The sequence below is a fragment of the Streptomyces sp. NPDC088915 genome (assembly GCF_044749825.1).
Lineage (GTDB): Bacteria > Actinomycetota > Actinomycetes > Streptomycetales > Streptomycetaceae > Streptomyces.
Map to the genome: position 1 here is coordinate 163,845 of NZ_JBIVIR010000002.1, position 19,961 is coordinate 183,805.

At 73.8% G+C, this 19,961-nt stretch carries 15 protein-coding genes and 3 tRNA genes; 9 read left to right on the top strand and 9 right to left on the bottom strand.

Annotated features, from left to right (window positions below; translation table 11 throughout):
* The first annotated feature begins 12 nt into the window (after positions 1-12).
* From ACIP5O_RS04380 to ACIP5O_RS04390, 3 genes are all read left to right on the top strand, one after another.
* Complete coding sequence (locus tag ACIP5O_RS04380; RefSeq protein ID WP_121833311.1) at positions 13-792, top strand: HAD-IIA family hydrolase; 780 nt, start codon at positions 13-15, stop codon at positions 790-792.
* A gap of 132 nt (positions 793-924) precedes the next feature.
* The gene (locus tag ACIP5O_RS04385) at positions 925-1,503 is read left to right on the top strand and encodes a hypothetical protein (protein ID WP_401288462.1); all 579 of its coding nucleotides are present in this window, start codon (positions 925-927) and stop codon (positions 1,501-1,503) included.
* Between the two features lie 2 nt (positions 1,504-1,505).
* The gene (locus ACIP5O_RS04390; RefSeq protein WP_401288463.1) at positions 1,506-2,183 is read left to right on the top strand and encodes a class F sortase; all 678 of its coding nucleotides are present in this window, start codon (positions 1,506-1,508) and stop codon (positions 2,181-2,183) included.
* A 67-nt stretch (positions 2,184-2,250) separates the two neighbouring features.
* Here the strand turns inward: ACIP5O_RS04390 and ACIP5O_RS04395 are convergent.
* Positions 2,251-2,324 (bottom strand) — tRNA-Lys (locus tag ACIP5O_RS04395).
* A 185-nt stretch (positions 2,325-2,509) separates the two neighbouring features.
* Here ACIP5O_RS04395 and ACIP5O_RS04400 point away from each other — a divergent pair.
* The 3 genes from ACIP5O_RS04400 (at position 2,510) to ACIP5O_RS04410 (ending at position 7,256) form a co-directional block, all read left to right on the top strand.
* Positions 2,510-3,910, top strand: coding sequence for a peptidoglycan-binding protein (locus ACIP5O_RS04400; RefSeq protein WP_401288465.1), 1,401 nt, complete (start codon positions 2,510-2,512; stop codon positions 3,908-3,910).
* A gap of 776 nt (positions 3,911-4,686) precedes the next feature.
* The gene (locus tag ACIP5O_RS04405; protein ID WP_401288468.1) at positions 4,687-6,486 is read left to right on the top strand and encodes an SPFH domain-containing protein; all 1,800 of its coding nucleotides are present in this window, start codon (positions 4,687-4,689) and stop codon (positions 6,484-6,486) included.
* A gap of 176 nt (positions 6,487-6,662) precedes the next feature.
* Positions 6,663-7,256, top strand: a complete 594-nt coding sequence (locus tag ACIP5O_RS04410) for a lytic polysaccharide monooxygenase (protein WP_356540853.1) — start codon at positions 6,663-6,665, stop codon at positions 7,254-7,256.
* 89 nt (positions 7,257-7,345) lie between these two features.
* Here the strand turns inward: ACIP5O_RS04410 and ACIP5O_RS04415 are convergent.
* Positions 7,346-7,419 (bottom strand) — tRNA-Lys (locus ACIP5O_RS04415).
* Positions 7,420-7,506: 87 nt separating this feature from the next.
* Positions 7,507-8,265 carry an IclR family transcriptional regulator gene (locus ACIP5O_RS04420; protein ID WP_401288471.1) on the bottom strand — a complete coding sequence of 253 codons (759 nt, stop codon included), beginning with the start codon at positions 8,263-8,265 and terminating at the stop codon, positions 7,507-7,509.
* A gap of 507 nt (positions 8,266-8,772) precedes the next feature.
* Here ACIP5O_RS04420 and ACIP5O_RS04425 point away from each other — a divergent pair.
* Positions 8,773-9,843, top strand: coding sequence for an LLM class flavin-dependent oxidoreductase (locus tag ACIP5O_RS04425; protein WP_401288473.1), 1,071 nt, complete (start codon positions 8,773-8,775; stop codon positions 9,841-9,843).
* Positions 9,844-10,135: 292 nt separating this feature from the next.
* Complete coding sequence (locus tag ACIP5O_RS04430; protein WP_401288476.1) at positions 10,136-11,845, top strand: glycosyl hydrolase family 18 protein; 1,710 nt, start codon at positions 10,136-10,138, stop codon at positions 11,843-11,845.
* A gap of 131 nt (positions 11,846-11,976) precedes the next feature.
* Here ACIP5O_RS04430 and ACIP5O_RS04435 read toward each other — a convergent pair whose 3' ends face one another.
* On the bottom strand, positions 11,977-13,860 hold the full coding sequence (locus tag ACIP5O_RS04435) for a putative bifunctional diguanylate cyclase/phosphodiesterase (RefSeq protein WP_401288478.1): 1,884 nt from the start codon (positions 13,858-13,860) through the stop codon (positions 11,977-11,979).
* Positions 13,861-14,215: 355 nt separating this feature from the next.
* Between ACIP5O_RS04435 and ACIP5O_RS04440 the strand changes: the two genes are divergently transcribed.
* Positions 14,216-15,469 carry a M6 family metalloprotease domain-containing protein gene (locus ACIP5O_RS04440; protein WP_401288480.1) on the top strand — a complete coding sequence of 418 codons (1,254 nt, stop codon included), beginning with the start codon at positions 14,216-14,218 and terminating at the stop codon, positions 15,467-15,469.
* Positions 15,470-15,547: 78 nt separating this feature from the next.
* On the opposite strand, the gene ACIP5O_RS04445 is transcribed toward ACIP5O_RS04440, so the two are convergent.
* The 5 genes from ACIP5O_RS04445 to ACIP5O_RS04465 form a co-directional block, all read right to left on the bottom strand.
* Positions 15,548-15,621: transfer RNA gene (locus ACIP5O_RS04445), tRNA-Lys, on the bottom strand.
* Positions 15,612-16,238 carry a hypothetical protein gene (locus ACIP5O_RS04450; protein ID WP_401288483.1) on the bottom strand — a complete coding sequence of 209 codons (627 nt, stop codon included), beginning with the start codon at positions 16,236-16,238 and terminating at the stop codon, positions 15,612-15,614. The genes ACIP5O_RS04445 and ACIP5O_RS04450 overlap by 10 nt, the downstream gene beginning before the upstream one ends.
* A 232-nt stretch (positions 16,239-16,470) precedes the next feature.
* Positions 16,471-16,827, bottom strand: coding sequence for a hypothetical protein (locus ACIP5O_RS04455; protein ID WP_365538620.1), 357 nt, complete (start codon positions 16,825-16,827; stop codon positions 16,471-16,473).
* A 127-nt stretch (positions 16,828-16,954) separates the two neighbouring features.
* Positions 16,955-18,286, bottom strand: a complete 1,332-nt coding sequence (locus ACIP5O_RS04460) for an AAA domain-containing protein (protein WP_401288485.1) — start codon at positions 18,284-18,286, stop codon at positions 16,955-16,957.
* A gap of 72 nt (positions 18,287-18,358) precedes the next feature.
* Positions 18,359-19,948, bottom strand: coding sequence for a hypothetical protein (locus tag ACIP5O_RS04465; RefSeq protein WP_401288488.1), 1,590 nt, complete (start codon positions 19,946-19,948; stop codon positions 18,359-18,361).
* Positions 19,949-19,961 lie beyond the last annotated feature (13 nt).

Sequence of the window (19,961 nt, forward strand, 5' to 3'; positions counted from 1 at the left end):
AGTCCCGCACCCATGGCAGAGCGCAAGCCGATCGAATCCTGGCTCACCGACATGGACGGCGTCCTCATCCACGAGGGCGTGCCGATCCCCGGCGCCGACGCGTTCATCAAGAAGCTGCGGGAGACCGGGAAGCCCTTCCTGGTCCTCACCAACAACTCGATCTACACCGCCCGCGACCTGCACGCCCGCCTCGCCCGGATGGGCCTCGAAGTCCCCGTCGAGAACATCTGGACCTCCGCCCTCGCCACCGCCAAGTTCCTCGACGACCAGCGCCCCGGCGGCACCGCGTACGTCATCGGCGAGGCCGGCCTCACCACCGCGCTGCACGACATCGGCTACGTCCTCACCGACCACGACCCGGACTACGTGGTGCTCGGCGAGACCCGTACGTACTCCTTCGAGGCGATGACCAAGGCCGTCCGGCTCATCAACGCCGGCGCCCGCTTCATCTGCACCAACCCCGACGAGACCGGCCCCTCCCTGGAGGGCCCGCTGCCCGCCACCGGCTCGGTCGCCGCGCTCATCACCAAGGCCACCGGCAAGGAGCCGTACTTCGCGGGCAAGCCGAACCCGCTGATGATGCGCACCGGGCTCAACGCGATCGGCGCCCACTCCGAGTCCAGCGCCATGATCGGCGACCGGATGGACACCGACATCCTGGCCGGCCTGGAGGCGGGCATGCAGACCTTCCTCGTCCTGACCGGTCTGACGACCCGGGCCGAGGTGGACCGCTACCCGTTCCGCCCGTCCCGGATCGTCGACTCGATCGCGGACATCGTCGACCGCGTCTGAGGCGCGGAGGGGACCGGAGCGGCCCGGACGGCCGTCTCCGGATGCGAAAGCCACCGGAACGGGTGATCCTCCTAGCAGGAGGTCACGATGCGTTCAGGTCCCATTGCTCTCCGTGCCGCGGGAGCGGCTCTCGTGTTCGTCCTGGCTCCCGCGGCCGGGGCCGCGCACGCCCACGACGGGGTGAAGGTCACCGTCACCCCGTCCACCGCCTCGCCCGGCGGCGACGTGGACGTCCGGGTCGAGGGCTGCAAGGGCACGACCGGTGCCGCGAAGTCCCGGGCGTTCACCGCCGACGCGGAGCTGACCGGCCGGGACGGCGGAAAGTACCCGATGTACGGCGACGCCGTCCTCAGGTCCGGGCTCGACGGCGGTACGTACCCGGTGAGCGTCACGTGCGACGGCCACGAGCACCGCGACGCCGGCACCGTACGGGTCGAGCGCCGCGAGCCGACCCACCGGCCCACCCACGAGCCGGCCCACCACCCCACCCCGATCGCCCCGGTCCGCGCGGGCGGGGGCGGCGCCGCCGTCTTCGCCGCGCCCGCCGCCCCCGGCGTCGCCCAGACGGCCGGCGAGAACGGCCTCGGCACCCCGTACACCGTGCTCGGCCTCGGCATGGCCGCCGTCGCCGCCGTGGCGGTCGCCGTCCGCAGTTCCCGCCGCCGCACCGAAGACCCCTCCGGCAGGGGTACGCGCACGGGCGCGGAGTGACAGTGTCGTCCGGCACCCGCCCGGCGGGCGCCGGGCGACTGCTCACCGGCGCGGCCTGGTCGCTGCTGTTCCTCGGGCTCTGGCTCTGGGGCGGCGGGGGGATCGGGGGCTCCCCGGGCGGCCCGGGGCCGGTCACCGGCGACATCGCCGCCGTCGGCCGCCCGCCGGGCGCGGAGCTGCCCCCGGCCCGCGCCCCGCTCGCGCCCGCCGCGCCCCGGCGGATCGAGGTCCCCTCCCTCGGCGTCGACGCGCCCGTCGTGGCGCGCGGCCTGGACGGCACGGGCGCCATCGACCCGCCGCCCTTCGAGACGCCGGACACGGTGGGCTGGTTCGGCTCCGGCACCCAGCCGGGCGCGGCCGGGGCGGCCCTCTTCGTCGGCCACGTCGACACCGAGACCCGTCCGGCCGTCTTCTACGGCCTGAGCGCGGCCCGGCCCGGCGCGAAGGTCCTCGTCACCCGGACGGACGGCTCGGTCGCCGAGTTCACCGTCGACGACGTGCGGGTCTTCCCCCGCGAGGGCTTCGACGCCACCCGGGCCTACGGCCCCCGGGAGCCCGGCCGCGCCGAACTCCGCCTGATCACCTGCGGCGGCACCTTCGACCGCGAGGCGAACGCCTACACGGCGAACGTGGTGGTGTCGGCGTACCTGACGGGAGGCGCGGGAGGCACGGGAGGCTGAGAGGCCCGCTCCCGCCCGACAACGATCGAGGCCCCCTCACCATCGGTGAGGGGGCCTCGACTGTGCGTGCGCCGCCAGGGACTCGAACCCCGGACCCGCTGATTAAGAGTCAGCTGCTCTAACCAACTGAGCTAGCGGCGCCTGCTGACAGAGAGAACTCTACCCGACGCGAAGGCGTGCTCCTGACCAATAACCGTCGCCTCCGGCCTGTCGGATGGTCGTATCGGTCCTTTGATCCGTCAACATGTGATTTATCCGGACAGTTACCACACTGACGCCTCAAACGACGGTCGAAAAGATCTTTCACGAGTGTGGAGGGGAATCGCATGAGCGTGCCGGTCTTCGAAGAGTTCGAGCCAGCGGCCGACTGCGCCTGCCCGGGCTGCGCCCGGCAGCGGCGCGACCTCGCCCTCGGCCTGCCGGTCCGGGCGGGCGGCCACCCGGCGGCCCACGGCGCCCGCCGCGCCCTGGTCCTGGTGACGGCGGCGGGCGTGGTCCTGGGCGGCGGCGGGGCCGGCGCGGCGACCGCCCTCTCCCGCGCGACGGACGCGCCGGGCGCGCCGGGCGACACGCGGGTCCCGGCACCGGCGGGCGGGGCGGCGGACCCCGACCCCGCCTCCGCCTCCGCCGTGGACTCCGACACGCCGCAGGGCGGGCGGGGGCCGCTGCACGGCGCGCCGGGCCCCGAGCCCCAGCCCGTACCGGCCGCCACCCCGACCACCGGCCAGGTCGCGACCGACACCCTGCGGCCGACGACCCGCGCCGAGATCATCAACCGCGCCAAGCTGTGGGTCGACGCGCGGGTCCCGTACTCCATGGAGAAGTACTGGACGGACGGCTACCGCCAGGACTGCTCCGGCTACATCTCCATGGCCTGGAACCTGCGCGCCAACGAGTGGACCGGCAGCCTCGACCGCTTCGGCGAGAAGATCGCCCGCGCCGACCTCCAGCCCGGCGACATCCTGCTCTTCCACAACCCGGCCGACCCGACGCGCGGCTCGCACGTCACGATCTTCGGCGGCTGGACCGACCACACGCACACCTCCTACACCGCGTACGAGCAGACCAAGCCGCACACGCGGAAGAAGGCCACGCCGATGGCGTACTGGGAGAACTCCGACCGGTACGTGGCCTACCGCTACAAGGGCGTGGTGAGCGGCGACGGCACCGGTGCCGGGGGCGGGGAGACGGCCCAGGTGCCGCCGTTCCCCGGCGCGGCGAAGTTCGGGCCGGGCAAGAACAACGCGTACGTCACCCAGCTCGGACAGTTCCTCGTCGCGCGCGGCGGCAAGAAGTTCTACGCCGTGGGGCCCGGCCCGAAGTGGACCGAGGCGGACCGGCGGGCGACCCGCGCGTTCCAGGAGGCGCAGGGGTGGCGGGGCAGGGAGGCGGACGGCATCCCCGGGCCCGACACGTGGGAGCTGCTCGTGACCGGCAAGGGCCGGAGCATCGGCGGTTCGAGTGGTTCGGGCGGGTCGAGCGCGCATGCGACGACCTTTCCCGGGCGTGGCTCCTTCCGTCCGGGCCAATCCAACGCATATGTGGAGAAGCTGGGCGAACAACTGGTGAAGCGGGGCTTCGGCAAGCACTACCTGTCGGGACCCGGTCCGCGCTGGACGGAGGCGGACCGCCGCAACGTCGAGGCGTTCCAGCGGGCACAGGGCTGGCGCGGCGGAGCGGCCGACGGCTACCCGGGCCCGGAGACCTGGCGGCGCTTGTTCCGATGACCCCGAGAGCATGAGGTGGATCCCGAATGACGGCACCGACCCCGACCCCCGCGGACTCCGGCGCGGCGGCCTCGCGCGACGCGGCCCGCACGGCGAGACGCCTGACGGACGGCACCCTTCCCCGCACGTCCCCACCCCGGACGCCGGAGGGCCGCCCGGCCCCGGCCCCGGACAGCCCGTCCGCTCCGGCACCGGACGCCCCGTCAGTTCTGGCGGGGGACGGGTCGGCGGTCCGATCGCCGGAGGGGCCGGCCGCGGACGACCGACCGGCTCCGGCGCCGGGCGGCCCGTCTGCTCCGGTGGCGGGTGACCCGTCCGCTCCGGCGCCGGGCGGCCCGTCTGCTCCGGTGGCGGGTGACCCGTCCGCTCCGGCGCCGGGCGGCCCGTCTGCTCCGGTGGCGGGTGACCCGCCGGCTCCGGTCACGGGCGGTTCGTCTGCTCCGGTGGCGGGTGGCCCGTCCGCTCCGGTCACGGACGACCCGACGACTCCGGTCACGGGCGGCCCGTCCGGCGCGGCGCCGGACGCTCCGGTGGCCCCGGTGACCGGCGCCGCGCCGGACCGGGCGACCGGCACGGCGATGGCGGGCTCCCGGACGGCCTTGGCGGACGGTGCTTCGGCGAGCCCGGCGGCGGACGCGCCGGCGGATCCGGTGGCCGGTGGTCCGGCGGACCGGGCGGCGGATGCTCCGGCGGCCCCGGCACCCGGCACCTCGCCGGGCGGCGCTCCGGCGGCCCCGGCACCCGGCGCCCCGGCGCCGAGTATCTCTTCGCTCCCGGTGCCGGAGACCCCGGCGGCCTCGACGCCCAGCGCCCTGGCGACGAGCGCCCCTCCGGCTCCGGCGGGCGGTGCTGTCCCGGTGACCCGGACGGTCGTCGTTCCGGCGGTCCCGGTGACCGGCCTCCCGTCGCGCCCGACGGCCGGCGCTCCGGCGACCCGGGAGCCGGGCGCTTCCGCGTCCGGGGAGAAGCCGGACACGGCGGTGGCCGGCCCCGCTTCCGAGCCGGTGGCCCCGGTCGCGCGGGAGAAGCCCCCCGTCTCCCTGCTGAAAGCGGGCAAGGCTCCGGCCCCCGCCGCGCCGAAGGAGCCCACCACCCCCGCGAAGACCGGCCCGGCACCGACGCCGACCACAGCAACAGCAACAGCAACAGCAACAGCAACAGCAACGGCACCGGCAAAGGCCCCGGCGACAGCACCGGCAAAGACACCGGCGACAGCAAAGGCACCAGCCCCGGCACCGGCCCCCGCCCCACCGGGCGACCGCCCCGCCCCCCCGCCCCCCGCAGGGCCCCCCGCTCCCGACTTCGGGCGGATCAAGGGCGCCCGCGTCGCCGTCGTCGCCCTGCCCGTCGCCGGCGTGGTGCGGGTGGCGCGGCGGAAGAACGTGATCGGCACCGAGACCACCGGCTCCATCCCCGTGCACCTGCTCTTCCGGGACGAGCCGGAGACCGCCGCCCCCGGCGCGAAGGACGACGACGGGGGACCCGACACCGTCGCCATGGCCCCGCCCACCGCCCCGGCGAAGACCCGCGGGTCCGGCGTCCCGGGCCCGTCGAAGACCCCGGCCCCGGGCCGTACCGAGCGGGCGCCCGAGCCCCGTCCCCGTGCGGTGGCGAAGAGCAGGGCCAGGCACGCGGCCCCGCCGCCCTCCGCCCGCCCGGCCCCCACCGCCGACCCCGCGCTCGTCGAGCGTCCCGGCGCGGTGCTGCCCGGCTGGGTCGGAGTGGTCGCCGGGGCCCTGGCCATCGCCTGGTGCGCGGTGGTCGTGTGGTGGACGGGCGCGGTGCCCGACGAGGCGGCGCGGATGCTGCGGCTGCCGGTCCGCCCGTACCACGGCGTCCACCTCGGCCAGTGGGCCGTGCTCGCCCTCGGGATCGTGGCCGTCCTCTTCGCCCTCGGCGGCCTCGGCCGCGGCCGGGTCGGCCACGCCTGGGTCCTGACGCTGTTCGGGGACTACCGCGGCACGGTCCGCCGCACCGGCCTGATCTGGGTCAGCCCGCTGCTGCTGCGCCGCCGGGTGGACGTACGGCTCCGGCACTGGCGCAGCGAGCCGCTGCCGGCCGTGGACGCGAAGGGCACGGCGCTCGACGTGGTCGTCCTGGTGGTCTGGCGGGTGCGGGACACGGTCCGGGCGTCGCTCGGGGTCGACGGCCACGAGGAGTACCTGCGGGAGCAGGTGGAGGCGGCGATGGCCCGGGTGCTCTCGCAGCTCCCGGCGGACGCGTTCCACGAGGACGCCCCGACGCTCCGGGACGCGGAGGCGGTCGGCGAGGCCCTGACGCGGATGCTGTCGGCGGAGTGCGCGCCGGTCGGCCTGGACGTCTTCTCGGCGCAGCCGACGCGGATCGAGTACGCCCCCGAGGTCGCGACGGCGATGCGGCGCAGCCGGATCGCGGCGCTCGACGCGAAGCACCGGGAAAGCGTCCTGACGTCGGTCGTGGACGCGGTGGACGACGTGGTCCACCGGCTGACCAGTCGTGGTCTGGTGGAGCTGGACGACTACGACCGCAAGACGCTGGTCAAGGACCTGACGGTGGCGTTCTACACGGGAAGGGCGTCTTCCGTCGAGGGCGCCTGAAGGGATGGACAGGGCCAAGTTCGGTCCATACCTTGGTACTTGGTCCAGACCAAAACGCGTCACCGCCGTACGGCAAAGAACAAGGAAACAACCGCACCACCCGCATGACCCGCACCACCCGCACGCGTGCAGCACGGCCCGACGGAACTCCCCCACGTTCTTCCTGGAGCGACAGCATGCGCAAGAAATCGATAGGCGCGACGGTGGTGGCGCTCGGCGTCGCCGGCGTCACCCTCCTCGGCACCGGCAGCGCCGGCAGCCACGGCTACACCGACTCGCCGATCAGCCGCCAGAAGCTCTGTGCCAACGGCACCGTGACCAACTGCGGCAACATCCAGTGGGAGCCGCAGTCGGTCGAGGGGCCCAAGGGCTTCCCGGCCGCCGGACCCGCCGACGGCAAGATCTGCGCCGGCGGCAACGGCCCGTTCGCCCAGCTCGACGACCCCCGGGGCGGCACCTGGCCGGCGACGAGCGTCACGGCGGGGCAGAGCTACAGCTTCCGCTGGCAGTTCACGGCCCGCCACCGCACCACCGACTTCAAGTACTACATCACCAAGAACGGGTGGAACCCGAGCCAGCCGCTCACCCGGGCGGCCCTCGACCCCCAGCCGTTCCTCACCGTCCCCTACAACAACCAGCAGCCGCCGGCGACCCTCTCGCACTCCGGGAACCTCCCGGCGGGCAAGACCGGCCGCCACCTCATCCTGGCGGTGTGGACGGTCGCGGACACCGCGAACGCCTTCTACGCCTGCTCGGACGTGAAGTTCTGACGCGGTTCTGACGCCCGGGCGGACGTGGTCCGGTCCGCGCGAGCACGACGAAGAAGCCCCCCGCTTCCGCGAGGGGCTTCTTCCGTCGGTGCGCCGCCAGGGACTCGAACCCCGGACCCGCTGATTAAGAGTCAGCTGCTCTAACCAACTGAGCTAGCGGCGCCTGCTGACAGAGAAAATACTACCCGGTCCCGCGAGGTGCTCGTGACCACCGGTCCGGCGGTCGTGCCGGCGGCCCCGGGAGCGGTGGTCAGATGGCCAGCGAGAGCACCACCGGAGCGGCCCTGCGGTTGAGCGTGTCGGCCGCCGCGCGCAGCCGGTGGGCGTGCTCGATCGGCAGGGAGAGCGCCAGGCAGCCCACGGACGCGCCCGCCGTCAGCGGCACGGCGGCGCAGACCGTGCCCACCGCGTACTCCTGGAGGTCGAGCACGGGGACGGTGGCCGGCTGGCTGTCGAGCTTGGAGAAGAGGATCCGCTCGCTGGTGATGGTCCGGGAGGTCAGCCGGGCGATCTTGTGGCGGGAGAGGTGGTCCCGCCGCCCGTTCTGGTCGAGCTGGGTGAGCAGGCACTTGCCGACGGCGCTGGCGTGGGCCGCCGAGCGGAAGTCCACCCACTCGTTGACCTTGGGCGTGCGCGGGCCGTCGGCGAACTGGGTGATCTTGACCTCGCCGTCGATGTACCGGCTGATGTAGACGGCCGCGCCGACGGAGTCGCGCAGCTCGGTCAGGGTCTCCTGGAGCTTGGCCTCCAGGGCCTCGCGGCGGGTCATGCCGGAGCCCAGGAGGACCAGGGAGTCCCCGACCACGTAGGCGCCGTCGGCGACCTGCTCGACGTACCCCTCGCGGCGGAGCATCAGGAGCAGCGAGGAGAGGTGGGCGACGGGGAGACCGGTCTCGCGGGCGATCTGGACGTCCGTCACTCCGCCGCCGTGCCGTGAGATCGTCTCCAGGACGCGCAGGGCGTACTGCACCGAGTGGAACGGCGCGGTGGGCTCGGGCTTCAGCGCCACGGTTTCCCCCTACCAGGTTGTGACCGCAAGCTTTCGTACCACGATAACCGCCAAGGACCGTCCACGGGGCTGCTGTTGGCGAGAATGATGCGGAGGATCCGGGCCCCCATCTGGGACGCACCACTCTGGCATATGCCACTGTCACGCGTGCTCCGCAGAGCCTCAGGTCAGGGACGTGCGGCCTTGTGTTCGCGCGTGCGTTCGGGCATGCGGGAGCGGAGGATTTTCTGCGGGGAAGCGGACCCGGAAGACCCCCCTCCGGTGGCCGATAACGCACGGGAACCCGGTGGCGGGAACCCGTCGGCGCGCCGAGGGGGCGCGTGACGGAGTACGCGAGGGGCGCGCGAAGGGGCGCGTGGAAGAGTGCGCGACGGGTGCGGGGAGGGCCGCGCGGGGGGCGTGCGAAGGGGTGCGCGAGGACGCGCGAAGGAGCGTACGGAATAAACGGAGACCGCCTCCTGTTCTTCCCCGCATGTATCCGCACGTGTGCCGAGGAGGATCCCGACGGTGACCGACACCATTCGAGGAGAGGCGCGGGGCACCGCGCCCGTACCGCTGTCCGTACTGGACCTGGTGACCGTCGGCAGCGGGCGGACCGCGTCCCAGGCCCTCGCCACCAGCGTCGAGCTGTCCCGGCTTGCCGAGCGGCGCGGCTTCCACCGGCACTGGGTGGCCGAGCACCACTCCATGCCCGGGGTCGCCTCCTCCTCCCCGGCGGTCATCCTCGCCCACCTCGCCGCCCACACCCGGCGCATCCGGCTCGGCTCGGGCGGCGTCATGCTGCCCAACCACGCCCCGCTCGTCGTCGCCGAGCAGTTCGGCATCCTGGAAGCCCTCGCCCCGGGCCGGGTCGACCTCGGCCTCGGGCGCGCCCCCGGCACCGACGGCGCGACGGCCGCCGCCCTGCGCCGCACCGACCGGCTGAACGAGGGCGCCGACGACTTCCCCGAGCAGCTCGCGGAGCTGACCCGGTTCCTGGACGACGACTTCCCGGACGGGCACCCGTACGCCCGGATCCACGCCGTGCCCGGTCCGGTGCAGGGGCCGAAGGGGCGTCCGCCGATCTGGCTGCTCGGCTCCTCCGGCTTCAGCGCCCGGCTCGCCGGCGTGCTCGGACTGCCCTTCGCCTTCGCCCACCACTTCTCGGCCCGGAACACGATCCCGGCGCTCGACCTCTACCGGGACTCCTTCCGCCCCTCGGCGGTGCTGGACGCCCCGTACGCGCTGATCGGCGTCTCGGCGCTCGCCGCCGACGAGGCGGCGCAGGCCCGCCGCCAGGTCCTCTCCGGGGCGCTCGCGATGCTGCGGCTGCGCACCGGCCGGCCCGGTCTGGTGCCGACGCCGGAGGAGGCGGAGGCGTACCCCTTCAGCCCCGCCGAGCGGGAGTTCGTGGACGGTTGGCTCGCGAACGTCGTGTACGGCACCCCGGACGAGGTCCGCACGGGCCTGGACGACCTGCGCAAGCGGACGGGCGCCGACGAGCTGATGATCACGGCCAACGCGCACGGCGGGGAGGCGCGGCTGCGGAGCTACGCACTCATCGCCGACGCGTACGACCTGCCGGAGCTCGCCGGGTAGCCCGCGCTTGCGTTCCGGGTCGGAGACCGCCGGGTAAAACCCGGATTTCCGAGGTCCGCTGGTTCGGCGTCACACGCCCCCCGCGCCTTCCCTAAGTGAACCTTAAACCGCTCGTCACCGATGGTGGCGAGCGGTTCCTTTTTGTGCTGCACGCCTCTGACAAGGGCTTTCTTCCGTCAATTGGTCTAGTCCTCAATCTGGTTCAGACCATTGACTCGCCGTTCACGCGGCGGTTATCACTGCTCCAGCTCTTGTACGGCACCACCCAGTACCCCCCATCCGGAGGCCGCACGTGCACCCCCGTAAGTCATTGATCGCCGCGCTCCTGAGCTCGGCCCTCGCCGCCGGCGCGCTCGCCGCGACCGCCGGACTCGGCTCCGCCCAGGCGGCCCCCTCGTCGACCACTGCCTCTGCGGGCAACGTGCGCATCGCGTACTACGACCAGTGGAGCGTGTACGGCAACGCGTTCTACCCCAAGCACCTCGACACCCGGGGCATCGCGGGCCAGCTGGACGTCCTGAACTACTCGTTCGGCAACATCCACCCCACCAACCTCACCTGTTTCGAGGCCAACAAGGCCGCGGGCGACGACAACAACCCCAACGCGGGTGACGGTGCGGGCGATTCGTACGCCGACTACCAGAAGTCCTTCAGCGCGGCGGACAGCGTCGACGGCGTCGCCGACAAGTGGGACCAGCCGATCGTGGGCGTCTTCAACCAGTTCAAGGAGCTGAAGGCGAAGTACCCCCACCTGAAGATCAACATCTCGCTCGGCGGCTGGACCTACTCCAAGTACTTCCACGACGCGGCGAAGACGGACGCGAGCCGCAAGAAGCTCGTCTCCTCCTGCATCGACCAGTACCTCAAGGGCAACCTGCCGGTCGAGGGCGGCTACGGCGGTCCGGGCACGGCGGCCGGCATCTTCGACGGCATCGACATCGACTGGGAGTACCCGGGCTCCTCCGGCGGCCACCTGGGCAACCACTACGGCCCCGAGGACAAGCAGAACTTCACCCTCCTGCTCGCCGAGTTCCGCAAGCAGCTCGACGAGTACGGCGCGGCCAACGGCGGCAAGAAGTACCTCCTGACCGCGGCCCTCCCGGCCGGCCAGGACAAGATCAAGTACATCGAGACGGACAAGATCGGCGCGTACCTCGACTACGCGAATATCATGACGTACGACATGCACGGCGCCTGGGACGGCGACGGGCCGACGTACCACCAGTCCCCGCTGTACCCCTCCCCGAACGACCCGACCGACCCGATCGCGCCGGGCACCGAGAAGTACACGATCGACTCCGCCATCGACTCCTGGATCGACGGCAACCCGACCTACGGCATCACGGGCGGCTTCCCCGCCAACAAGCTGACCCTGGGCTACGAGTTCTACTACCGCGGCTGGAAGGGCGTCCCGGCCGGGACCACCAACGGCCTCGCGCAGACCGCCACCGGCGGCTCCAACGTCCGCCCGCTCAGCCAGCAGGCCGGCATCGCGCACTACAAGGAGCTCGGCGGCATCGTCGACAACCCGTCGACCACCTTCTGGGACGACCAGTCGAAGTCCTCGTACTTCTACAAGGACGGCGAGTTCTTCACCGGCCTCAACCAGAAGTCCATCCAGGCCCGCGTGGACTACGGCAAGCAGCGCGGCCTGGCCGGCGCGATGATGTACTCCCTGCTCGGCCTGGACGAGAACGCGACTCTGCTGAAGCAGATCAACACCGCGCTCGGCTCCACCACCACCCCGCCCACCACCCCGCCGACGACGCCTCCCACGACGCCGCCGACCACCCCGCCCACCACGCCCCCGACGACTCCTCCGACGACGCCGCCGACCACCGGCTGCGGCTCGGTCCCGGCCTACGTGGCCGGCACGGTCTACAACGCGGGCAACCAGGTCTCCCACAACGGCCGCAAGTACAAGGCCAAGTGGTGGACCCAGAACGAGACCCCCGGCACCACGGGTGAGTGGGGCGTCTGGCAGGACCTCGGCGCCTGCTGAGCGACCGGCCCCCGCTGAACCCCTCATGACCGCTGCCCCCGCCCGGAATGTCCCTCCGGCCGGGGGCAGTTCCATGCGCGGTCGTACGGGCCCGGGCCGCGCCGCTCGGACCGACAGCGGTTCCGCGCCGCTCAGACCGACAGCGGCTCCGCGCCGATCAGCTCCGCGATCCGCTCCGGGGCCACCGCCCGCGAGTACAGCCAGCCCTGCCCCGTGTCGCAGCCGATCCGCCGCAGCCGCCCGGCCTGCCCGGCGGTCTCGACGCACTCGGCGGTGACCGTGAGCCCGAGCCGGTGCGCGAGCTGGACGAGCGCCTCGACGATCAGCTCGTCGGCCGGGTTGGCGTGCTCCTCGTCCTGGAAGCCGCGCACGAAGGAGCCGTCCAGCTTGAGCACGGAGACCGGGAGCCGGCTCAGGTAGGCGAGGTTCGAGTAACCGGTGCCGAAGTCGTCGATCGCGATCCGCACCCCCATGTCGCTCAGCGCCTGGAGCGCCTGGAGCGGCCGGCCGGCCGAGCCCATCACGGCGGACTCGGTCAGCTCCAGCTGGAGCAGGTGCGGGGCGAGCCCGGTCTCCGCCAGGATCCCGGCCACGTCCGCGACCAGGTCGGAGTCCCAGACCTGCCGGACCGCCACGTTGACGCTCACGAAGAGCGGGCGCTCGCGCGGGTGGTCCTTCTGCCACTGCCGGGCCTGGTGGCAGGCGGTGCGCAGGATCCAGCGGCCCAGCTCCACGATGGAGCCGTCCTCCTCGGCGATCCCGATGAACCGATTCGGCGCGAGCGGGCCGAACTGCGGGTGGTGCCAGCGCACCAGCGCCTCCACCCCGCGCACGGCCCCGTCGGCCAGGTCCACGAGCGGCTGGTACTCCAGGGCGAACTCCCCGCCCTCCACGGCCGGCCGCAGGGTGGAGGAGAGCGCCTGCCGGGTCATCCGGTGGGCGTTGCGCTCGGGGTCGAAGAGGGTCCAGCGGGCCTTGCCGTCCGCCTTCGCCCAGTACAGCGTGGTGTCGGCGGCCTGCATCAGGGCCGTCGCCGTCGTCCCCCGCCCGGAGCGCTCGACCACGCCGATGGAGGCGGAGACCGACAGTCGCTGCCCGGCCAGGTCGAAGGGCTCCTGGAGCGCGTCGAGCACCGAGCGCGCCAGGTCGGCCACCTGCTCGGTGCCGGTGGAGTCCTCGACCAGGATGGCGAACTCGTCCCCGCCGAGCCGCGCCACGAGGTGGCCGCCGCCGCGGGTGTGGCCGTCGCTGTCCGCGCACTCGGTCAACCGCCCGGCGACGGCGGCCAGGAGCCGGTCCCCGACCCGGTGGCCGAGGGTGTCGTTGACCGCCTTGAAGCCGTCGAGGTCGAGGTAGCAGAGGCCGATCCGCCCTGTTCTGCCATGCCCGTAGGACTCGTACGACTCGTGTGACTCATGCGACTCGTGCGGTTCGGGTGACGCGTACGGCGCCCCGGGCTCCTGCCGGCCGGCGTCCAGGGCGGTCGAGAGGCGCTCGAAGAAGAGCGTGCGGTTGGGCAGCCGGGTCACCGGGTCGTGCATCTGGAGGTGGCGCAGGCGCGCCTGGAGCTCGCGCCGGTCGCTGATGTCCGCGACCGACAGCAGGACCCGTGGGCTGCCGGGCACGGGCGCGACGGTGACCTCGGCCCACAGCGAGCGCCCGTCGGGGTGCTTGAGGCGGCGGGTGCAGCGGAAGCCGGAGCGGCGTCCGCCGAGCACCTCCCGGTACGCCTGCCGGGTGCGCCCGTCGGAGGCGAGGTCGACGAGGTCGGCGGCGGCCTGTTCGCGGAGCGCCCCGGCCCCGGTGCCGAGGAGGTCGCCGAGGGAGTCGTTGGCCGCGACGACCACGCCGTCCGGGTCGACGAGGGCCATGGCGAGCCGGGCGACCCGGAAGGCGGCGCGGTAGTCGCGGAGTTCGGCCTCCCGGCGCCCGTCGTGACGCTCCGTGAGGGCGGGCTCGGCCGTCCGTGTCTCCGCCGGCTCCGGGTGCGCCGGTCCTTCGGGGGTTCCGCTCACCGCTCGCTCCCGTAGTGCGGTCGGGCCGGTCGCACGGGGACGGGACGGTCGGCCGAGGAAGAGTGAGCCGATCATAGGGCCAGGCCGGTCGGCCGTTCCAGCTCCGGGGTGCCCCCGGGGCCGTCCGGCGCTGTGAGGATCCCCACCGGAGCACCCCGCCAGATCGTTTCTGCCCGGCTCTGACAAGGGTCGATGGAGGGGTGATCGTTGGTGACTTTCCGTGAACGAATTTCTCTTCGTGTCGCGTCGACGTGGCGTCGTGCACTCACCCGACCGGGGCAGTCGAAACGTGCGAAGGTCAGCAAATCATCACAAGGTGGGTGGGGTGTCCCGCTTTCGTGATCCGGAGGTCGATGTGAGGGGTCAGCAGCCACCCGGGGGAGGGGAGCGGCGCCCGCGGCTGCGCGCCGGCGCGGCCGCCTTCACCTCCCTCGCCGCCCTGGCCGCCACCGGGCTCGTCGCGGGACCCGCCGTCGGCGTGCCCGCCGCGAACCCCTGCGCCCTGCCCCGCACCCAGGCCCACCACTCGCTCGGGCTCGACACCTGGAACGGCGCGTACCCGCGCCCGGACCGGGACCTCGACGCGGTCATGATCTTCCTGTCCTTCCCGGACTCCGAGCCGCTCGTCTCGCCGGCCGAGCTCGCCGCCGACCACTTCCCCGGCACCGGCGAGTTCTTCGAGCGCGCCTCCTACGGGCGCTTCACCCTGACCCCGCACGCCCGCACGACCTGGACCCCGATGCCGCGCGAATCGAGCGCGTACGCCATACGGCGGGACTGGGACGCCGGGAAGCGGGCCGAGTACCTCCGCGACGCGGTCGCCGCCGCCGACGCGGACGTCGACTTCTCCCGGTACGACGTCGTCTACCTGGTCGCGGACCCGGACGCGCCGGGCGTGGACTCCGACGCGACCAAGGTCGTCAACCTGGACCGCCCGCTGGAGGTCGACGGCACCGAGATCGCGCGGGTCGTCACGGTCTTCGAGCGGCACCCGCCGGACCGCAATGTCCTGGCCCACGAGACCGGCCACGTCTTCGACCTGCCGGACCTCTACCACCGCCCGGAGGACGGCAAGGGCGACTGGGACACCCACGTGGGTGACTGGGACGTCATGGGGAGCCAGTTCGGTCTCTCCCCGGACCTCTTCGCCTGGCACAAGTGGAAGCTCGGCTGGCTCTCCCGCGCGCAGGTGGCCTGCGTCCAGGGCCCGGCGTCCCGGGTGGTCGCCCTGGAGCCGACCGACGCCCCGACCGGGCACGGCGGCACGCTCGGCACCCGCCTCGCGGTCGTCCGCACCGGCCCCGACACCGTGCTCGCGATCGAGGCCAGGAGCGACGCCGGGAACAACGCCGAGACCTGCACGGAGGGCGTGCTCGTCTACCGGGTGCGCGGCGGTACGGCCTCCGGGGACGGCCCGGTCGAGGTCGTGGACGCCCACCCGCGCACCGAGGCCTGCTGGGAGCGCTCGGTCTACCCGCCGCTGGCGGACGCGCCGCTGGAGGAGGGCGAGACCTTCACCGTGCCCGGGACCGGCGTCCGGGTCGAGGTCATGGACCGGTCGGGGTCGGACGTCTGGACGGTCAGGGTGACCCCGACGGGAGGGGACTGAGCCGCCGTCCTCGGCACACGAAGAGACTCCGGGCACACGAAGAAGCCCCCCGCTCGCGCGAGGGGCTTCTTCCGTCGGTGCGCCGCCAGGGACTCGAACCCCGGACCCGCTGATTAAGAGTCAGCTGCTCTAACCAACTGAGCTAGCGGCGCCTGCTGACGTCGTAGACATTAGCACCCGGATCGGCGGGAGGAAAAATCGATACCCGCACGTCGGCGGCGGAAGCCGCCCGGACGGCCCGCACACAGGCCCAGAGCACGACCTCGGGGCCGGGCAGCCACGGGTGGCGGGTGTCGGGGGCCACCAGCCACCGCGGCCCGGCGGAGCCGGAGGGCACGAGCGGCGGCACGGTCACCGCGTCCCCGAGCCCGTAACAGAGCGGCCGGGGCACCTCCTCGCCCCACTCTTCCCAGCCGAGCAGGGCGGGCAGCCGCTGGGCCGTGCCGGGCGCGGCGAACAGCAGGGCCCGGCCCCGGTGGACCGCGACGGGCCCCGACCCCGGGCCCTCCGTCCACAGCTTGTCCAGCATCCGGCGCCCGAAGACCGCGTCCACGTTGACGACGTCGAAGACCGTCCCGCAGGGCAGCGCCGCCGGCGAGGCCGGCCGGGCCTCCCAGCGGGTGAGCGCGGACCCCCGCCCGCCGGCGGCCGAGGCCAGCCAGGCGGCCCCGTCGGCGGTCACCCGGGCCGTCTGGTGCCGCCCCTCGTCGCCCTCCCGGAGGAAGCGGAACACGTCGTGCGGGGTCTCTTCGCGCAGCCACGTCGTCATGCGTCCAGATGTACCGGGAGTGACGGAGCGGTTTCCAAGGGTTTCCGGAAAGCCGGACAGGAGGGGCGGGGGAGGAGTATCGTGCGCCCTCGGCATATGCCAGGGGTGCTTTTTCAGTCACTCCGCACGCCTCCGGCCACGCGCGCCCCCGTATCGCGCCCCCGCGCTCCAGGACGACGCCCACGCGCCCATACGCCCGTACCCCCTCCGGGCCCCCGGCCCCCGGACCGGCTCAGTCCTCCGCGGGCCGCCCGTCCGTCCGGATGAGGCCGCGGCCGAACTCGATCATCTTGCGGGCGTAGTCCTCGGTCCACTGGGCCCGCTCGGCGACGTCGGCCACCGTGAGCCGGTCGAACCGGCGCGGATCGGCCAGCTGCGCCGCCGCGATCGCCTGGAACTCGATCGCCCGGTCCGTCGCCGCCCGGAACGCGAGCGTCAGCTCCGTCGCCCGGGACAGGAGCTCCCGGGGGTCCTCCAGGGACTCCAGGTCGAAGAAGTGCTCCGGATCGGCGGACGCCTCGGCAGGCTCGAAGATCAGCGGCGCCGGCCGAAGCCTCCGCTGCCCGCTCCGCTCCGCGGATTCCGCCATCGTCGTTCTCCTTCGCACAGGCACGGCTCTTTGCACACACGGCACACACACGGCCCGGAATCCCGGGCCGTCATCCATTGTCCCGCGCCCCGCAAGAGCGCGAACCCCGGACCGCGCGCCCCCGGCCTCACGGCGACCAAGTCACCCGGTGTTCCTCCAGGTGGGAGAGGACCGCGTGGTTCGCCTCCCAGCCGTCGGGGAACGAGACCGCCACGCCGAGCTGGACCGGTTCCGTCGACGGGTGCTCGTCGAGGAGGTCCGCCACGCCCGCGCGGCACACCACCACGCACGCGTGCCGGTGCCGCGAGGCCAGCACGCACAGCCGGCCCGTCTCCAGGTGGAAGGCGGTCGCGTCCGGGCGGCCGGACAGCGGATGGAGGATCACCGTCACGTCGTACTCGCGCCCCTGGAGCCGGTTCGCGGTGTCCACCGTCACCCCGGACACGCCGAGGTCCGCGAGCGCCGCCCGGACCGCCGCCGCCTGGTCGCGGTGGGCGGTGCCGACCGCGATCCGGTCCGGCGTCAGGGGCACGGGGTGCTCCGCGCGCTCCGAGACCGCCGCCCCGCCCCGGTCCAGGAGCCGCCGCACCACCAGGGCGATCGCGCCCACCGCCTCCGGGTCGGTGCGCGGGGTGTGCCGGGCCGGGAGTTCGAGCAGGCCCCAGCCCGACTCGGCCGCCTCGTCCAGGACCCGGTCCGGGCCCGAGCCGTCCGACGGCACCCCGAAGGACAGCTTCCGGTCCCCGTGCCCGGTGCCGCTGCGGAACGGCGTGTACGGGTAGAACGCGTCCGACACCAGCGGCGCCGCCGACGCGGGCAGCCGCCACGACACCGGAAGCCGGTGCTGCGGCAGCTCCGGGTTGTGCGCGAGCAGGGTGGAGACCGCGCTCGCCGACGGGTCGTACGTCAGCCCCGCCCACTGCTCCGCGCCCACCACCGAGAACGGGTCCAGTTGCCCCGGGTCGCCCACGAACAGCGCCCGCTCGAAGAGCCCGGCCACCGCGAGCAGCGCGTCCGAGCGCATCTGGTACGCCTCGTCCACGATCGCGTGCGCCCACGGCTCGACGTTCTTCACGTGCCCCCACTTGGCGGCCGTCGAGAGCACCACCGGAAGCCCGGCGAGATCGCCCGCCTTCGCCGACTTCCGTACGTTCTCCAGGTCGTCGAGCGCCTTGTCGTACGGGTCGGAGTCGCTGGAGTGCAGCCGGCCCACCTCCAGGTCCGGCTCCTTCTCGGCGAGCCGCAGCACCAGGTCGTCCACCTGCGCGTTCGTCTGCGCGACCACCATCAGGGGGCGCCCCGCGGCGGCCAGTTCGAGGGCGGCCCGCACGACGAGCGTCGACTTGCCCGCACCCGGCGGGGAGTTCACGACCACGCCCCGCGACGTGCCGTGCAGGGTGTCCGCCAGGATCGCGTCCGTCGCGCGCCCGGCCTCGGCGGAGGGGTCGAACACGGTCACGGCACGTCCTCGGGGGTCACGGGGTCGAACGCGGTCACGACGCGTCCTCGGGGGTCATCGGGGCGAGCACGGTCACAGGACGTCCTCGGGGGTCACGGGGTCGGGCAGTTCCACGGCGTCCACCCGGGGCGGGCCGCCGTGCGTCCAGGGGGTCTCCTCCGGGTCCGGCAGCTTCGGCCCGCCCCGCTGGTCGTGCTCGAAGAGCGTCCAGGCGATCCGCTCGCCCTTCTCCGGCACCGACCCCTCCGCCGGTTCCTTCGACCGGCCCATCCGGTCCAGGACCCGGAGCACCAGCGAGCCGTCCTCCTTGTACCGCACGAACTCCGCCGCCTGCGGCTTCCCGTCGAGCGAGCGGTACACCCTCGTCCGCGCGTCCAGGTGCGGCCGGTCGTCCGTGCGGACCGTGAGCAGCGGCCGGGGCGCGGGGCGCTTCGACTCCGTCCACGCCATCGTCACCTCCACCACCTCCGCCGCGAACGCCTCGCCCGCGAGCCGCCGCCCCGCCAGGACCAGCGGGTCGTCCAGGGCCTCCTGCGCCTCCAGCTGGCCCTGCGCCTGCTCGCGGGCCGCGAGCTTCTGCGCCGCCGTCACCGCGTCGTCCCGGCGCGGCTGCGGCGGCTCGCCGGCCGCGACCCGGTCCCGGTGGGCGGTGAAGGACCAGCGGTCCCGGGTCCAGCGGTCCCCGACCCTGGCCCCCTCCGGCAGCTCCCGCAGCAGGCCGACCGCCCGCCACACCGCGTCCCACGTGGGCTTGAGCTGCGAGACGACGAGCCGGCGCACCTCCCGCTCGGCCGCGTGCAGTTCGCCGAGGGCCCGGTCGGCCGCCTCGGCGTCCTCGGCCGCGCCGGACGCCTGCCGGGCCCGGTCGTACCGCTCGATCGCGGGCGCGAGCAGCCGGTTGTCGAAGGCCGGGTCCGTGGCGGGCCCGGCGGGCGGGCAGAAGAGCTGCCCCCGCTCGTCCCGGCCCGCCTCGGCCCGCAGCGCCCCCTCCCGGCCCGGCACCCCGTCCGCCGGGTCGATCCAGGCGAGCAGCGCGCCCAGGTGCTGGTCCTCCAGGGAGGACTGGCCGGTCGCCCAGTGCCGGTTGAGCAGGTCCGTCGCCGCGAGCAGCAGCGACGAGCCGGGCACCCGCGCCCGCTCCCCGAAGTGCGTCAGCCAGCGCCCGAGCAGCGGCACGCGCGGCGGCGCGGGGAACGGCGTCTCCGGGTCCTGCTCGGCCGTCCGCCGGAACCGCGTCGACCGCCCGAGCAGCCGTACGTACTCGACGCCCGCCCGGCTCGGAACGATCAACTGCGGCGCGTCCGCGCACAGTTCGACCTCGACCCGCACCTTCTTGCCGGTCTCGGCGTCCGTCTCGTTGCGCTCGACCAGCTCGACGACGTCCGTGAAGGCGTCGACGTACGGCAGGACCTCCTCGGCCAGGTCCGCGAGGAACGCGAACCGCAGGTCCCGGTCGCGGGGCTGGGGCACCACCAGGAGCCGCGGCTCCTCGGGGTCGGTGCCGACGAGCGCGCCCAGCGGGGCGCCCGCCTCACCGGCGGTGGTCAACGGCACCAGGACCAGGGGTCGTTCGGACACGCGACGGTGCCGCACGGTGGCGAGCGGCTGCGCCCGGCCCGACTCGACGGCCTCCATCCGGGCCAGCGTGGAGATCAGCGACATGCGGGGCCCTCCC

What these genes read in the sequence shown, in the direction of transcription:
- ACIP5O_RS04455 (WP_365538620.1), bottom strand. Translation starts at nt 16,827, where the DNA reads ATGGCGGAATCCGCGGAGCGGAGCGGGCAGCGGAGGCTTCGGCCGGCG.
- ACIP5O_RS04400 (WP_401288465.1), top strand. Translation starts at nt 2,510, where the DNA reads ATGAGCGTGCCGGTCTTCGAAGAGTTCGAGCCAGCGGCCGACTGCGCC.
- ACIP5O_RS04465 (WP_401288488.1), bottom strand. Translation starts at nt 19,948, where the DNA reads ATGTCGCTGATCTCCACGCTGGCCCGGATGGAGGCCGTCGAGTCGGGC.
- ACIP5O_RS04450 (WP_401288483.1), bottom strand. Translation starts at nt 16,238, where the DNA reads ATGACGACGTGGCTGCGCGAAGAGACCCCGCACGACGTGTTCCGCTTC.
- ACIP5O_RS04410 (WP_356540853.1), top strand. Translation starts at nt 6,663, where the DNA reads ATGCGCAAGAAATCGATAGGCGCGACGGTGGTGGCGCTCGGCGTCGCC.
- ACIP5O_RS04380 (WP_121833311.1), top strand. Translation starts at nt 13, where the DNA reads ATGGCAGAGCGCAAGCCGATCGAATCCTGGCTCACCGACATGGACGGC.